The sequence below is a fragment of the Streptomyces sp. NPDC058289 genome (assembly GCF_042880975.1).
In the GTDB taxonomy this organism is placed as follows: Bacteria; Actinomycetota; Actinomycetes; order Streptomycetales; family Streptomycetaceae; genus Streptomyces; species Streptomyces stoeckheimensis.
The window spans coordinates 19,254-32,493 of record NZ_JBHVYI010000091.1; the positions used below are offsets into that span (position 1 = coordinate 19,254).

Here is a 13,240-nt window from a genome sequence, read left to right on the forward strand (position 1 = left end):
GATCGCCGAGTGGGTCGGAATGGCTGCGTAGGCGACTTACGCAGGCCCGGACGCGTCGGTGTTCGGCCCTCTCTGCTCGTCGCGGCGGACCGTCGTCCATGCCCGTTGTCGCCGCGGCTTCAGTCCTCGCGGAGCACCCGCACGCTCGTGACGTTCGTGTTGACCGCGTCGGGGACGACCATGCCCGCCTCGACTCCGGAGCGCAGGTAGCGCAGTACGTCGGCGGTGAGGCGTTCGCCGGGCACCGCTGCCGGGATGCCCGGCGGGTAGGGGGTCAGCATCTCGGCGGTGATCCGTCCGTCCGCCTTCTCCCAGGGCACCTGCTCGGTCGGCCCGAAGTAGGCGTCGCGGGGCAGAGCCGCCTGTTCCAGTCGGAGCCGGGACGGCGGCGGGACGTCGACCGGCTGGCCGGTGCGCAGCTGCGGGGCGTGTGCGGCCAGGTCGGTCAGGGCACGTAGCAGCGTCTCGGCCGTGCCGGGGTCGTCGGCGTGCGTGAGCTGGGCGCTGATGCGGCGGTGGTCGGCGATGTGGAGGTTGATCCGGTGGTTCTCCCGTAGCCAGTCGGCGGCCTTGTAGCCGGTGACCTCCCAAGCGCTGATGTCGATGATGATCTGCAGGGGGTCCATGTCCGCTGCCTTGCCGGGCCCGCAGAAGTCCTCCCGGCCGTGTACCCGCATGCCATCGATGCGGGAAATGCGGTCGCGGACCTCGTGCGCCAGGGCCAGCGCGTCGTCGTAGAGGACCCTGCCCTGCTCGACCATCTGCCTGCGCCAGCCGTCCAGCGCCGCGTACATGAGGATGGAGGGGCTGGTGGTGCCGAGCAGGTCCTCACGGCTCCTGAGCACCTCGGGTTTGACCAGGTCTCCCTGGAGGTGGAAGACCGAACTCTGCTCCAGCCCCGATCCCATCTTGTGGACGGAGGTCACGCAGATGTCGGCGCCGGCGTCCATGGCCCATGTGGGCAGGTCGGGGTGGAAGGGCAGGTGGGCGCCCCACGCCTCGTCCACGATCAGGGGGCGGCCCCGCTGGTGGCAGACCTCGGCGATGGCGGCCAAGTCCGAGCAGGTGCCGTACGGGGTCGGCGTGGTGACCAGTGCCCCTCGGGCGTCGGGATGCTCGGCGAAGGCCGCCTCGAAGGCCTCGGCGGACGGCGGGTGCGCGAGGTGGCGTTCGGCGTCCCACTGCGGGTCGACCCAGACGGGCCGGATGCCCGAGAGGATCAAGCCCGAGACGACGGACTTGTGGGCATCCCGCCCCACCAGCAGCTTCTCGTGCGGCCCCGCCACGGACAGCATCGCCGACTTCACCGACAGGGAACTTCCACTGGTGGAGAAGAAGGCGTGATCGGCGCCGACCGCCTCCGCCATGAGGGCCTGCGCCGCAGCCACCACGGCATGGGATGAGGTGCGGTCATCCAGCCCGCTTGTGGCCAACACATCGGAGCGGAACACCGCGTCGCCGAGCACCGCTCGTACGCGAGGATCCGCGCCCCTCCCCTGCTTGTGACCCGGCGGCGTGAACGGCGTCTGCCCGCCGGCGTGATAGGCGGCCAATGCCTCGAGTACCGGTGCCTTCGACTGATTCATGGTCCGCGCCTGCCCGGCAGCAGGCGGCGAAAACAGCCTACCGAGGCGCGCAAAGGGCTCTTCCTTCGCCAGCGGCATGCTGGGGCCGCCCCTCAGCCGTGCGACGGTGCACGCTCCCGAAGCGGGCTGCTTCCATTCCCCGTCCGTTGCGGGTCGGTCAGGCGCCGGGAAGGAAGAGGCAGAACGGGTGACCGTGCGGGTCACGCAGGACGCGCACGCCCTCTTGAGGCTGGTGCTCCTCCGCCGTCGCGCCCAGAGCGAGGGCCCGCTTGGTCTCCCCCTCCAAGTCGTCGACCTGGATGTCCAGGTGCGCCTGCATCTGCTGCGTGCCGGGGAGCGGGGGCCACACCGGAGGCGTGTGGTCGGTCTCCAGCTGGAAGCTGAGACCTGGGCGCTCCCGCTCCGGGTCCCGCAGGCGGACCCACTGCGGCTCACGCTCGACCTCTTCCCACCCCAGCAGGACCCGGTAGAAGTCGGCCAACGCAGGTGGATCGGGAGTACCGAAAACAAAAGCACCGAGCATCGTCGTCATCCCTCACCGCTGCCCACGGCATGGCGTCCCATGCGTCCGCACCGCACCCTGGGCGCGGGGACCAATGCCGGCCTCGCAATGGGCCGCCCGCACCACGGTGGGGGTGGCCTGCCTTGCCCGGTCACCGTGGGCGGCCCGAATCATCGTGTGCTCGTCGCCTGCGCCTCCCCTCAGGCGCGCCACCCGTCTCAAACCCGAAGCCTCAGCTGTCCAACTTCCTATCGGAACGCCAGCGAGCCTCGCACCCGTCCGGGGGAACGCAGCCCCAGGATGGGGAGGCCCGAAGGCATCGGCGCCCCGGGCGGAAGGAGAGCGCATTGATCACCACGAACGTCCAGCGTCACGGCACGGTACTGGTCAGCGTCACCGGGGCGCTCGACAAGGAGGCGGGCGCGGCGCTCGAGCGGGCGCTGGACGGCGTCACCGCCGACGAGCGGGACCTCATGGTCGACGTACACGGCGCGAAGTCCCTGGACACCGACGGCCTGCTCCATCTCCTTGCCCTGCACCGGCGGGCGGAGAGTCTGGGCCTGCGTGTCCTGGTTGTCGGCTGGCAGCCCCAGCCCCAGCAGTTCTTGGCTGATGTGGCGGGCATCCGCGGGCGCGGCTCGGCGACCGGCGAGCGGTACGCCGTGGCCGGCTTTCGGCGGCTGATCGAAGAGCGGGCGCAGCGCGCACGGGACCTCTCGGACTTCGGTGCCGGATGGCTGTCCGGCGTCTAGCAAGGCCCGGTCCGTTCCTCACACGAACGTTTCCACTCCTCGGGGCCGGCGCCTCGCCACTCCACGAAGTCGGGCTCGGGGTCGGGGTCGGGGTCGCTGAGGTCCACGTCCTCCGCGTTCTCAAGCCCCGGGCTCGGCAAGGAAGACGCGGATGCCGGCCGGGCGGTGTGCGGGCTGCTGTGGCCGCTCATGGTGCGCTGGGCGGGCACGTGGCCTACCAGGGCCTATGGCGTGTCCGGAGAGATCTTCGCGGCGTGCATCGTGAGTCGGCCGATCCGCGTTTCGTGGCTGGTCGCCGTCGTGCTCTGGTCGGTGATCGAGTCCGGCCGGGCGTCTGTGAGGTACCACGTGGTGAGCGGGGCCACCGAACCCGCCCTCATCTCCTCGATCTTGACGTTGCACGGCTCGGCGGGAGCCTCGGTGGACAGGGCCCATTCCTGTGCCCCCGGCGCGTCGGTGAGGACGCAGTCGTCCAGGGTGAGCGTGAGCACCTGACCGGGCAGCCCAAGGTCCCCTTGGGGACCCAGACCCGTCACTTCACCGCAGGTGAAGCGCTCTCCTCGGACGGTGACGTAGTAGGTACTGGACACGTTCGCAACCGATTCGTTCATGCCCACCGCCTGCCCCGATTAGCCCCTACCAGACACCCTGGCGGCATGGGGTTGCAGGAACCTGGACCATGGAGGTGATCACCGACACGGCCGGGCGGCGAAGCGGCTCCTTGTCGTCCATCGTCCCGAAGACGATCACGGGGTCACGTGCACATCCCGCGCGCCCCAGCGCCCCACGTCGGTAGTTTCGGAAGCGTCGCCCTCCCCGTAGATCAGCTTCCAGGCCTCCTTCGAACGCCTCGCGGCGATCATGCCGCTGACGCCGCAGGGACTTTCAGGTAGGTACCCGGGAGAACGGGCTGTCATCTAGGCCGGCCAGGAGATCAGCCGGGTCGCGGTAGACGGCGACCGCACCGGCCTCTTCGAGGTCGTCACCGGGAATTCCACCGCACAGCAGGCCGACGGCGGGCACCCCGGCCCGGCCGGCCGCCTTCATGTCCCAGACGGAGTCACCGACGAACACCGCACGCCCGGACGGCACCTCCGCCAGTTCGAGGGCGTGCTGGACAGGGTCCGGCGCGGGCTTGCCTTCCTCGACGTCATCGGATGTCGCGGTGTCGGTAATGGCGTCCTCCGCGCCGATGGCCTGCCGCAGAGCCTTGAGTTCCCGGTCGGTCGCCGAGGTGACGAGCAGGACCTTCCACCCTGCCTTCGACAGTGCGCCGAGCAGTTCCGCGGTCGATTCGAAGGCGGGGAGCCGGTCGAAGTACGTGGCGTACAGGGTGTCGTGGGCGGCGCTTAGCCGGGCGTCGCCGGAGTGGTCCCGGTCCTCGCCCAGGAGATGGTCGAGGAGGTCTTCCCCGGGCAGGCCGATCGCCCGGTGGACGGCGTGCATGGGCACGTGGTGCCCGGCCTGGCGCAGGGCTTCCCACCAGGAGGTGATGTGGAGGTGGTTGGTGTCGGTCAGGGTGCCGTCGACATCGAAGAGAGCAGCGCGGTCCATGACGATCGCATCCTCACAGGTCTCGCAGGGCGGGCAGCAGTTTCGTCTCTGCCCACTCCAGGAACGGCGTCTGGTGTTCGCCGCCTATCTGGATGAGGGCGACCTCGGTGAAGCCCGCCTCCGCGTACGGGCGGACCGCTGCGACGAAGGCGTCCACGTCGTCGCCGCACGCGACCGCCGCGGCCACGTCGTCGGGCCGCGTGTGCTGTGCGGCCTGCTCGAAGGCGGCGGGGCCGGGGAGTTCGGCGTTGGCCTTCCAGCCGGCGAGCGACCAGCGGAACTGGTCGTGGGCACGGGCCACCGCTGCATCGCGGTCGGGGTCATAGCAGACGGGAACCTGCCCGATCCGCGGCTTGCCGGAGCCGCCGTACGCGCCGAACGCGGTCAGCTTCAGGTTCTCGCCCGAGCCCAGCCCGAGCCGGAACCTGCCCTGGGACAGGATCTGCATGGTCGCGGCCTTCTGGGCGACGACCGCCGGGTGGTAGCGGAACGTCGGGCAGGTCACGTACGTCATGAGCGGGATCCGGGAGGTCGCCTGCGCGGCCGCGCCCAGGACGCTCCACGCGTAGGGCGCATGCCCCTGCGACTCCAGCCAGGGGAAGGAGTGGTCTGAGATGACGGAGAAGTCGAATCCGGCGTTCTCCGCCCTCACCACGTGGGACACCAGCTCGCGGGGGCCGGCCTGCTCGGTCATCATCGTGTATCCGATTCGTACCATGAAGGGCGCCTTGCCGCTATCGCACCCTCGGAAACCCCCTACCGCGGCGACTACCCCACCCCGCCGCCCTCAGACGATCCGCCCGCCGCCGTCGACACGGCCGGGACGCGGCGGAGCCTGCCCGTCGCCGTCGTCCGGTCTACTGTGGGAAGGGTCCCGTCCCCCGCGTGAGCAACCGATGAGGCCGGCAACTGTGTCGACATCGAGCCGTGAGATCCCCGGCACCCCGTGCTGGGTCAGCCTCCTGGCCCGGGATCTCGATTCCGCCCAGCGGTTCTACGGTGCCGTACTGGGCTGGGATTTCCGTCCCACCCATCTCGGGGACGGCATCATCGTTGCCTTCCGCAATGGAGCCCCCGTTGCGGGCATCGGCGCACTCACCGGGAGTCTCGGCGTGCCTGCGGTGTGGACGCCGTATTTTGCCGTCGAGGACGCCGACGCGACGGCCGCACGGATCCGTGAACGCGGCGCGACCATGGCGGTCGGCCCCCTGGCCTTCGGCACCGGACGGGCCGCCCTGGCAGCGGACCCCGCGGGGGCCGTCTTCGGTTTCTGGCACGGCGAGGCCGTCCCCGACTGGTCGATGGGCCGGGGAAGCGCCCCGGCCTGGCTGGAACTGCGGACCCGGGACGCGTTCGCCGCCGCCATCTTCTACGGAGAAGTGCTCGACTGGGACAGCCAGCGACCCGGCAGTTGCACCGTCTCCTACGAACACGACCACGTCGTCCTGCGCCACGGCCACGACACCGTCGCCCACATCAGCGGCGGCGCACTCGAAGCAGCCCCGGACCCCGAGGTACGCCCCCGCTGGCACGTCCACTTCCACGTGCCCGACCTCGAGGCCGCGATCGAGGCCGCCACTGGTCTCGGCGCCGGAGCCGCCTCTCCCGTACAGACCTCCATCACGAGCAGGTGGATGGTTCTCTCCGATCCCGAGGGAGCGCTCTTCACCGTGGTGGCGCCTCAGGACACGTAGAACTGGCCCAGTGCGCGCCCTTCAGAGCATGGCCGCGATGGGCGTCGACGACCCGAGCCGGCTGCGACCAAGACGACAACACGTTCCAGGTGGGCCAGACCGGCCTGATCGGTAATCCGGCCGCCGCCCACGCCCTCGACCAGGGCGATGCCCTTCTCATGCTGGGCACAGACTCCCCTATCGCGAGTGCTATCCGAAGGACGCGCCTTGTCACCGACGTCGACGGCGCGGGCAGCGACCTCGTCAAACGCCTGCTGCAGGGAGCCGACCAAACCAATGCCGCCCGCGCCATGGTGCTCGCTCTCGGGTGCATCCAGGCGCACAGCGCTGCCCCACCAATACGTGTCCCGTGGGGGATCGTCACCACCGGTCGTACGGTGAGCGCTTGGACGCAAAACACCGGCCGGCGCTCCCTCGCGCACAGAAGATCGCGTGGGTAGTCGCCGGCCGGTACAGGTGTAGAGCGGTCACATGGGGTCGATGTCCCCGCTGCCCCGGTCGCTCTCCTTCTTGCTCTGATCCAGGATCCGTTGGGCCCTGTCCTTCAGCCGCTGGCGCTCCGCCGGGTCAGTGGCCCGCTCCGCCGCCTTCTCGAACTTCTGCGCCTGGTCACGCATCTGCTGGGCGCGGCTACCGGACTCGCCTGCAACGCTCATGATCACTCCTGAGATCTGGGGGGAGAGTGGATGCCACCAGCGAAACAGGACCTCCACCGCCTCGCATCCTGAACGGTTACCCACCGCCATCACCGCAGCACAGACCGAGTGCAGGACGTCACCCGCCCGACGCGCTCCCCCGCTCTCAGTGGAGGTGGCGGCGGGCTCGCCGGTGGGTGCCCCGGACCGGTTCACCTTCATCAGGCAGACGGGATCAGTGCCCTGTGCGGACCCGGACCGATTGGCATGGCAGGTGGACCCGACGCAGGGCGGTGCGCGGTTACCAGGCCAGTTGCGCGCTGACGGTTTTCCCCTCGGGGTGGAGGAATACCTGCACATCGCAGGCAAGGCTCTGGATGATGGGCCATCCGCGACCGCCGTCCAGGTCGGGGGGACGGGGGGCAGGAGTTCTGTGGTCCGTGTCCTGCACGGTGATCTCGATCCGGTCCCGAAGCAGGGTCAGGCGAAAGATCAGGGGGCCGGGGGCATGGCGGACGGCGTTCGTCACCAGTTCGGAGACGACCAGTAGGACGTCGTCGTGAAAGGTGGGATGACCGGGCGGGACCTGATCTTTCAGCAACGCGGAGGTGGCATCTCGCGCTGCGGCGATGCAGCCCTGGGCGCCGTCGAAGTTCATGCACACCTGCTTCGGGCGGACGTCGTGATCCGTGACCCTCGGGAGTTCCATCGCAACTCCCCTCTCCCCTGCACCGTGTGCCTCACCCATCAGGTGACGACCGCTGCCGTTGACCACTGTGCCAACCGCGGCGCCCCGCGGCCCGCCGCGCTGCCGGCCCTGGCCGCGTCAGCTCCCTGAGACAGGATACCCATCGCCTTCACGCCGTTCAGGCATTCGCATCGTCCTGCCCTCACAGGGCCGGCGCTTCGCTCGAACCCCGCCCAAGTGGCGCTTCCCCGTGCACCGTTGCGCTGATCCATTGGTGCGACCCACTGGTCCTTTCGAGCTTTTGCGGTGATTCCTCCGCCCCTGATGACACCCATCAGCCCGGAGCGGGTACTGCTTCTAGTGCAAATTCACTACGCTCTAATGATGTCCGTTACCCAGGCAAGATTGTCGTAGGAGGGGGTCGACCGTGACGGGTCCGGTATTCGCGGTCACTACCGTGCTCGATGCCGATGCATGCGCTCTACAGCTGATCGGTGCGCTGGATCTGGACGGCACCGCACAGTTGCGTACCGCGCTCGCCGACTGCTTCGCGCGGAGGCCGGGCCGTGTCGTGCTCGACCTAAAGGGCCTGCATTTTTGCGACTGCGCGGGATTGAACGTGCTGCTGGAGGCCCAAGCGACGGCCGGTAGGGTGGGCAGCGAGCTGTGCGTGGTGGGCACCCGCACGCAGGTGGCTCGACTGTTCTCCCTGGCGGGCGTCGACACATGGTTCGCCGACACCGTGCCGCGTCTACCCCCGAGGACCGTGTGATGCCGTCGAGTCCCCACAGCGCGCTGGGCGCCGTCCCACGCACCGACAGCGGTCGTATCAGCATTCTGCTGGTCGAGGACCACGACATGGTGGCCGAGGCGATCCGGCTCGCGATGGACCACACCGACGACCTAGAGGTGGTCGGCCGCAGTCTGTCGGTCCAGGCCGCGCTGATCGATGCCGCGCAACTGCGTCCTGCCGTGGTGGTGCTGGACCGGCGTCTGCCCGACGGTGACGGGATCGACGCGATCGGCCCTCTCAGGGCTGCGGCCCCCGGCACCCGGGTGCTGGTGCTGACGGGGGAAGCGAGCCCGGCCGTGGCCGCCCGCGTAGCCGAAGCCGGCGGATCGGGACTCATCCTCAAAATCGGTAACCTGCGCGAACTGCAGGACGGCGTGCGCCGGGTGGCCTCAGGTGACGTGGCTTTCAGTGAGGGTCTGCTCGGCGAGGCATTGGATCGGCTGACCGGTCGGACCGCCGATGTGGGCGCTAGGCTCACCCCGCGCGAGCGGGAGACTCTCAGCCTGTTGGGCGAGGGGCTGGGCGCCGCCGAGATCAGCCAGCGGCTCGGCGTGGCTGTCAACACCGCCAGGAATCACGTACAGCGCATCCTGGAGAAGCTCGGTGCCCGCTCACAATTGGAAGCGGTGGCCGTGGCCCGTCGCGAGGGCCTGCTGCGATGAGTGGAGTGAGCACCGCCGAAGGCAGCGGCCCCCTGGCCCCGACGGAGACCGCGTTCACCTTGCTGGTCAGCAGCGTCCTGGACTACGGCATCTTCATGCTCGACCCCCAGGGACATGTGTCCACCTGGAACGCTGGTGCCGAACGCATCAAGGGTTACAGCGCCACGGACATCATCGGCAAGCACTTCTCCGTCTTTTACCCGCCCGAGGACATCGCCGCCCGCAAACCCCACTGGGAGCTGGAAGCAGCCATCCAGGAGGGTCGGCTGGAGGACGAAGGCTGGCGTATCCGCAAGGACGGGTCCCGCTTCTGGGCCAACGTGGTGATCACCCCCCTGTTCGACGCAACCGGCGAACTGCGCGGCTTCGGCAAGGTCACCCGCGACATGACCGAGCGCCGTGCCGCGGAGCAGGCGCTCACCGAACGCCGCCGCCTCTTCGCCCACCTGGTACAAGCACAAGAGCTGGAACGCCGCCGTATCGCCTGGGACGTGCACGACGACTCCATCCAGGCCATGGTCGCGGTCGGCATGCGGCTGCAGCTCCTGGCCGAACGAGCCGGGGAGCCGCATACCCGCGAACTCTCCGAGCTCGACGCGTCGGTACGCGAGGCGGTGGGCCGCCTGCGCAATCTCACCTTTCGCCTCCAGCCGCCGGGCATCGACCGGCACGGGCTGATCGAGTCCTTGTCGCAGCACCTCAACGACGTCGTTATCGGCAGCTGGGGCCTCAAGGCGTCCATCGAGCACGCCGTGGCCAACGAGCCGGCCCCCGAGACCGCGATCACCATCTTCCGCATCGTGCAGGAGGCCCTGCTCAACGTACGCAAGCACGCCCGCGCGCGCACGGTGCGCGTCAGCGTCACCACCGAGAATCAAGGCCTGCTCGTGCGGGTCGTCGACGACGGCACCGGGCAGGTCGCGATCACCCGCCGCCTGAACGAACACTTCGGGCTGATCGAGATGCGCGAGCGGGCCGAGACCGCTGGCGGCTGGTGGACCTTGCGCAGCGAGCCGGGCACCGGCACCACCGTGGAGTTCTGGGTGCCTGACCTGCCCACCGCCGCTCTGGACGAGCCACTTCCCGGAGCTCCCACCAAGAGCTACGACTCCCACACCGCCCCCCAAAGGCCCTCATGACTCAGCCCGCCGCGCCCCCGCACCGCCTGCGGGTGTTGATCTGCGACGACAACGACACGCTTCGGGCGGCCCTGGCCGACGTCGTCCGCGCCCAGCGCGACCTCACCCTGGTCGGCAGTGCGGCCGATGCCGACCAGGCGATCGCTCTCGCCTGCGCCCACCGCCCGCACGTCGTAGTACTCGACGTGCGTTTCCCCGGCGGTGGCCCGTACACCGCCCGGCAGATCATCCACAGCGTCCCCGGCGTACGCGTCGTGGCGTTCTCCGCCTACGGCGACCAGGGCCCGCGCAATGAGATGGCTGCTGCCGGAGTCGCGGGATATCTCGTCAAGGGCATCACCAACGCCCGGCTGCTGGACGAGATCCGGACCCTGGGAGACCAGGCCCTTGCCCACCATGCCTTCGCGGCCGAAGAGACGCCCGGTAGGTAACACCGCCGGGCGGCAATCCACCAGGGAATCGGCGCGGGCCAAGAGGAACCTGTCCAGGACGTCTCCCCGCGCACACGACGCCGGGAAATCCCCAACCGGGTCGTTCTCAGCGACGCCGGCCTGCATCGGCCCATTTTCGCTGTCACAAACCACGGAGCGTTAGCGCAGGCAGGCGCGGTGCTGGTGGCAGGTCTTCTCCGCTGCGGCGGCGAGATTCTGGAGTTGGTGCCACCAGTCCGCGACTTCCACAGCGTCGGGCGCCACCTCCTTGGCTGCAAAGGTCTCGGAGGTACGACGCCGTGAACCCGCGGGGCTCGCTCCGGCACCGTCGGAGGAACCAGCAGCTCCAGTAGGCGCGTTCGTCCAGCAGCAAGGTGCACACGGCAGCACAGTGAACTCCGCGGCCTCTCACCGCACATCGACGTCCGGGAACAGCACATCATCCAGCGAGCAAGCCCCTGGCCGCAGCTGCCCTCATTCAGGAAGCACCCCGCTTCCTGGTGCGCTGCGTGCAATGACCACACTCCCAGGGGGTGACTGGTTCCTTACGGGGTAAGCGCCATGAGGGTGGGTGTCCTCGTTGGACGGGCGTCGCAGCAGATCTCGGAGCCGGTTCGCGAGGAGATGCAGCCGGCTCGGGCGGAGATGACGCAGAAGGGCAAACGCTGCGGTGTGGGCGGCAGCCTGCTCGGCGGGGCCGGCCTGGTCGGGGTTTCCTGGCCGCGCAGGCCCTGGTGGGCGCCCCAGCACCGGAGCAGGCCACCGACAGCGTCAAGGCCGACGGGGCCAAGATCAAGGAGGCAGCACACCGATGAACACCCCTTCCCACGGCGGCAAGGAGTCCGCGCCCACCACCGAGGAGCTACGCGCGCACGTCGAGCACACCCGCAACGAACTCGGCCAGACCGTGGAGGCGCTGGCGGCCAAGGGCGACGTCAAAGCGCAGGCCAAGGAGAAGGCAGCCGAGGTCAAGGAGCAGGCCTCCGAGAAGGCCACCCTGGTGAGCGACCAGATCCGGGACGAGGCGGCGCAGGCCGCCCAGTTGGTCAAGGACAAGACGCCCGATCCGGTCCTCGACAAGGCGGCCCATGCCGCGACGCAGGTCCGCGACGCTGCGGCCCGGGCCGGACAGCTCGCGGCCGAGAAGATCCCGGACCCACTGCGCGAGAAGGCCGAGTCGGCCGCGACCACCGCGAAGGCCAACCGCGCTCCCCTGCTTGCCACAGCTGCCGCCTTCGCCGTCTTCCTGCTCCTGCGTCGCAGTCGCAGGAGGAGGTGAAAGCATCCAAGACCACCTACAAGCCGGTCGGACTGCAACACGACGCCACGAGCGGCATGATTTCCGACGCTCCTCCTCAAGGAGGCGTCGGCCTCGCCCTCACGACCGGAGCCGACCGGCCCGTGTAGTCCGAAAAAGATGATGGAGGAACTCGTGGCCGCGCACCCCGGGCTGCACGCCCTCACTGCCGCCGCTTTGACCACCGCCGTGCTGCTCGCCCGCTGGTGGACCACCCGCGCGGCCCGCGACACCCACGGAGCCAGCGCCGCCAGGGCTCCCTGGCGGCGCACCGCGCCCCCACCGGCCGACGCCACCGCCCACCATCACGTGGCCGAACTACACACCTCGTTCCTGGACCCGGCCCTGCGGGAAGCCGACGCACACCTTGAGCAGTACTGGAACAAGCTCACCTCCCTGTACCCACACCGCGACGGCCGGCGCCGCCACGGCTAGAACCGGGCGTCACCCCCTGCCCTCAGCCGGCGCGCCGAGCCGGACCTGAGGGGCCACACTGTGGACGGCGCGCAGGCGCCGCAGCCGCTCCTCGTCGGCCCGGCGGCGTGTGGTCTCCTCCCGGGTGCGTTCGGCTTCGCCGGCCCGCTGCTCGGCGTGCCGGAGGGCTTCACCGCACCGCGGCAGCGGCGATGAGCCAGGCGATCTGGAGGGCGCCCCGGGCCTGCGCGAACGCCTCGCCCGTGTTGTGCAGGCCCGAGGCCAAGGCCGCAAAGGCGAGAGCCGCGAGCACGGCCACGCTCACCGCCACCGTGACGATGCGGTGTCCCGCCCGCATGGCGGCTCGTGCACCGCGAAGAGGAACACGACGGCCGCCACGTCGAACCCTGCCGCCTGGTAACTCACCGCGCAGAGCCCCATGCGGCGAGGCCGGCGACCGGAGCCCGCCGGCCCATTCGACCGACCGGCCGGCGGGACGGCTGCTGTCAGGGGCCGACAGCGGTGGCTGGTGGCAGATGGTGCGCCGCGAGGTGTTCCTCTGCGGCTACGAGCACGGCGTACGCGTCGCGCTGTCCCATGAGCACGCACAGGGTATAGGCGGCGTTGTCGAGTTCCGCGCGTTGCGCGGTGTCGTGGGGGTGCGGCAAGTTGCGGCACCGGGCGGCCCGTAGGTGGCTGAGGTGTTCGCGCAGGACCTGGGGCGGGGGCCGTAGCCCGAGAGTGGTGGAGGCGGGCAGGACCTGGGCCCGTCCGATCTCCACACGGAGGAGGGCTTCGAGCAGCGGATCCGCCGGGGCGTGCGCGCGGGTCGCGATCACGTTCCGGGCGAGGTCCCAGGTAGTGGTCCCCCCGGCCTGGGCCGTGTTTTCCAGGATCCGCCGAGCGCTTCTTCGTTGCAGTGTTGGTGGTGCCGTCTAGCACCTCGCCGATCACCCCCGTGGAGCTGCAGACGTGGACCCCCGCGAATCCCCTGATCTGGTGATGCGGGAGCCGTCACCTTGACGCCCGCCCCGCAGTTCCCGCGAAGGCCTTCCCATCGCCAAGGTGAGCGGAGCGGGACGCAGCAGAGGCG

General features: G+C 69.8%; 17 protein-coding genes and 3 pseudogenes. 11 read left to right on the plus strand and 9 right to left on the minus strand.

Translation table 11 applies throughout. The annotated features are described in order from the left end of the window. Positions 1-119 precede the first annotated feature (119 nt). Together ACFVX6_RS33130 and ACFVX6_RS33135 are read right to left on the minus strand one after the other, a co-directional pair. Entirely contained in the window at positions 120-1,586 is a 1,467-nt protein-coding gene (locus tag ACFVX6_RS33130) for an aminotransferase class I/II-fold pyridoxal phosphate-dependent enzyme (protein WP_389697786.1), read from the minus strand. Between the two features lie 157 nt (positions 1,587-1,743). Beyond that, a complete protein-coding gene (locus ACFVX6_RS33135) occupies positions 1,744-2,118 on the minus strand; it encodes a VOC family protein (RefSeq protein WP_389697788.1) in 375 nt (124 codons plus the stop codon). A 317-nt stretch (positions 2,119-2,435) separates the two neighbouring features. On the opposite strand from ACFVX6_RS33135, the gene ACFVX6_RS33140 reads away from it, so the two are divergent. After that, complete coding sequence (locus ACFVX6_RS33140) at positions 2,436-2,840, plus strand: STAS domain-containing protein (RefSeq protein WP_389697790.1); 405 nt, start codon at positions 2,436-2,438, stop codon at positions 2,838-2,840. A 224-nt stretch (positions 2,841-3,064) separates the two neighbouring features. Here the strand turns inward: ACFVX6_RS33140 and ACFVX6_RS33145 are convergent, their stop codons facing one another. From ACFVX6_RS33145 to ACFVX6_RS33155, 3 genes are all read right to left on the minus strand, one after another. Continuing rightward, positions 3,065-3,451, minus strand: a complete 387-nt coding sequence (locus ACFVX6_RS33145; RefSeq protein WP_389697792.1) for a hypothetical protein — start codon at positions 3,449-3,451, stop codon at positions 3,065-3,067. A gap of 274 nt (positions 3,452-3,725) precedes the next feature. Further along, positions 3,726-4,394, minus strand: a complete 669-nt coding sequence (locus tag ACFVX6_RS33150) for an HAD family hydrolase (protein ID WP_389697793.1) — start codon at positions 4,392-4,394, stop codon at positions 3,726-3,728. 13 nt (positions 4,395-4,407) lie between these two features. Then, a complete protein-coding gene (locus ACFVX6_RS33155; RefSeq protein WP_389697794.1) occupies positions 4,408-5,112 on the minus strand; it encodes an LLM class flavin-dependent oxidoreductase in 705 nt (234 codons plus the stop codon). A 244-nt stretch (positions 5,113-5,356) separates the two neighbouring features. On the opposite strand from ACFVX6_RS33155, the gene ACFVX6_RS33160 reads away from it, so the two are divergent. Together ACFVX6_RS33160 and ACFVX6_RS33165 are read left to right on the plus strand one after the other, a co-directional pair. Then, positions 5,357-6,088 carry a VOC family protein gene (locus ACFVX6_RS33160; RefSeq protein ID WP_389697819.1) on the plus strand — a complete coding sequence of 244 codons (732 nt, stop codon included), beginning with the start codon at positions 5,357-5,359 and terminating at the stop codon, positions 6,086-6,088. 230 nt (positions 6,089-6,318) lie between these two features. Further along, a pseudogene (locus ACFVX6_RS33165) lies at positions 6,319-6,443 on the plus strand (glutamate synthase-related protein); the annotation flags it as partial. 112 nt (positions 6,444-6,555) lie between these two features. On the opposite strand, the gene ACFVX6_RS33170 reads toward ACFVX6_RS33165, so the two are convergent. Both ACFVX6_RS33170 and ACFVX6_RS33175 read right to left on the minus strand, forming a co-directional pair. After that, a complete protein-coding gene (locus ACFVX6_RS33170; RefSeq protein WP_389697795.1) occupies positions 6,556-6,744 on the minus strand; it encodes a DUF6381 family protein in 189 nt (62 codons plus the stop codon). Positions 6,745-7,024: 280 nt separating this feature from the next. Next, complete coding sequence (locus tag ACFVX6_RS33175) at positions 7,025-7,381, minus strand: ATP-binding protein (protein ID WP_389697797.1); 357 nt, start codon at positions 7,379-7,381, stop codon at positions 7,025-7,027. 457 nt (positions 7,382-7,838) lie between these two features. Between ACFVX6_RS33175 and ACFVX6_RS33180 the strand changes: the two genes are divergently transcribed. The 8 genes and pseudogenes from ACFVX6_RS33180 (at position 7,839) to ACFVX6_RS33215 (ending at position 12,168) form a co-directional block, all read left to right on the plus strand. After that, positions 7,839-8,183 (plus strand): STAS domain-containing protein, encoded by a 345-nt coding sequence (locus ACFVX6_RS33180; RefSeq protein ID WP_389697799.1) that lies wholly within the window; start codon positions 7,839-7,841, stop codon positions 8,181-8,183. Beyond that, positions 8,183-8,866: a response regulator gene (locus ACFVX6_RS33185; protein WP_389697801.1), complete on the plus strand. Its 684-nt coding sequence runs from the start codon at positions 8,183-8,185 to the stop codon at positions 8,864-8,866. The genes ACFVX6_RS33180 and ACFVX6_RS33185 overlap by 1 nt, the downstream gene beginning before the upstream one ends. A gap of 5 nt (positions 8,867-8,871) precedes the next feature. Then, the gene (locus ACFVX6_RS33190; RefSeq protein ID WP_389697803.1) at positions 8,872-10,005 is read left to right on the plus strand and encodes a PAS domain S-box protein; all 1,134 of its coding nucleotides are present in this window, start codon (positions 8,872-8,874) and stop codon (positions 10,003-10,005) included. Further along, positions 10,002-10,436, plus strand: a complete 435-nt coding sequence (locus ACFVX6_RS33195; RefSeq protein WP_389697805.1) for a response regulator transcription factor — start codon at positions 10,002-10,004, stop codon at positions 10,434-10,436. The genes ACFVX6_RS33190 and ACFVX6_RS33195 overlap by 4 nt, the downstream gene beginning before the upstream one ends. A 561-nt stretch (positions 10,437-10,997) precedes the next feature. Next, positions 10,998-11,251: pseudogene (locus tag ACFVX6_RS33200) on the plus strand (phage holin family protein). Further along, positions 11,248-11,715, plus strand: coding sequence for a DUF3618 domain-containing protein (locus ACFVX6_RS33205; RefSeq protein ID WP_389697807.1), 468 nt, complete (start codon positions 11,248-11,250; stop codon positions 11,713-11,715). The pseudogene ACFVX6_RS33200 and the gene ACFVX6_RS33205 overlap by 4 nt, the downstream one beginning before the upstream one ends. Then, positions 11,712-11,843, plus strand: a complete 132-nt coding sequence (locus ACFVX6_RS33210; RefSeq protein WP_389697809.1) for a hypothetical protein — start codon at positions 11,712-11,714, stop codon at positions 11,841-11,843. Before ACFVX6_RS33205 ends, ACFVX6_RS33210 begins: the two co-directional genes overlap by 4 nt. A gap of 10 nt (positions 11,844-11,853) precedes the next feature. After that, the gene (locus ACFVX6_RS33215; RefSeq protein ID WP_389697811.1) at positions 11,854-12,168 is read left to right on the plus strand and encodes a hypothetical protein; all 315 of its coding nucleotides are present in this window, start codon (positions 11,854-11,856) and stop codon (positions 12,166-12,168) included. 60 nt (positions 12,169-12,228) lie between these two features. Here ACFVX6_RS33215 and ACFVX6_RS33220 read toward each other — a convergent pair. Further along, positions 12,229-12,617: pseudogene (locus ACFVX6_RS33220) on the minus strand (sensor histidine kinase); the annotation flags it as partial. 36 nt (positions 12,618-12,653) lie between these two features. Further along, positions 12,654-12,986, minus strand: coding sequence for a DUF5133 domain-containing protein (locus tag ACFVX6_RS33225; RefSeq protein WP_389697813.1), 333 nt, complete (start codon positions 12,984-12,986; stop codon positions 12,654-12,656). Positions 12,987-13,240 lie beyond the last annotated feature (254 nt).

What these genes read in the sequence shown, in the direction of transcription:
- ACFVX6_RS33130 (WP_389697786.1), bottom strand. Translation starts at nt 1,586, where the DNA reads ATGAATCAGTCGAAGGCACCGGTACTCGAGGCATTGGCCGCCTATCAC.
- ACFVX6_RS33135 (WP_389697788.1), bottom strand. Translation starts at nt 2,118, where the DNA reads ATGACGACGATGCTCGGTGCTTTTGTTTTCGGTACTCCCGATCCACCT.
- ACFVX6_RS33145 (WP_389697792.1), bottom strand. Translation starts at nt 3,451, where the DNA reads ATGAACGAATCGGTTGCGAACGTGTCCAGTACCTACTACGTCACCGTC.
- ACFVX6_RS33150 (WP_389697793.1), bottom strand. Translation starts at nt 4,394, where the DNA reads ATGGACCGCGCTGCTCTCTTCGATGTCGACGGCACCCTGACCGACACC.
- ACFVX6_RS33155 (WP_389697794.1), bottom strand. Translation starts at nt 5,112, where the DNA reads ATGGTACGAATCGGATACACGATGATGACCGAGCAGGCCGGCCCCCGC.
- ACFVX6_RS33170 (WP_389697795.1), bottom strand. Translation starts at nt 6,744, where the DNA reads ATGAGCGTTGCAGGCGAGTCCGGTAGCCGCGCCCAGCAGATGCGTGAC.
- ACFVX6_RS33175 (WP_389697797.1), bottom strand. Translation starts at nt 7,381, where the DNA reads ATGAACTTCGACGGCGCCCAGGGCTGCATCGCCGCAGCGCGAGATGCC.
- ACFVX6_RS33185 (WP_389697801.1), top strand. Translation starts at nt 8,183, where the DNA reads ATGCCGTCGAGTCCCCACAGCGCGCTGGGCGCCGTCCCACGCACCGAC.
- ACFVX6_RS33195 (WP_389697805.1), top strand. Translation starts at nt 10,002, where the DNA reads ATGACTCAGCCCGCCGCGCCCCCGCACCGCCTGCGGGTGTTGATCTGC.
- ACFVX6_RS33205 (WP_389697807.1), top strand. Translation starts at nt 11,248, where the DNA reads ATGAACACCCCTTCCCACGGCGGCAAGGAGTCCGCGCCCACCACCGAG.
- ACFVX6_RS33215 (WP_389697811.1), top strand. Translation starts at nt 11,854, where the DNA reads ATGATGGAGGAACTCGTGGCCGCGCACCCCGGGCTGCACGCCCTCACT.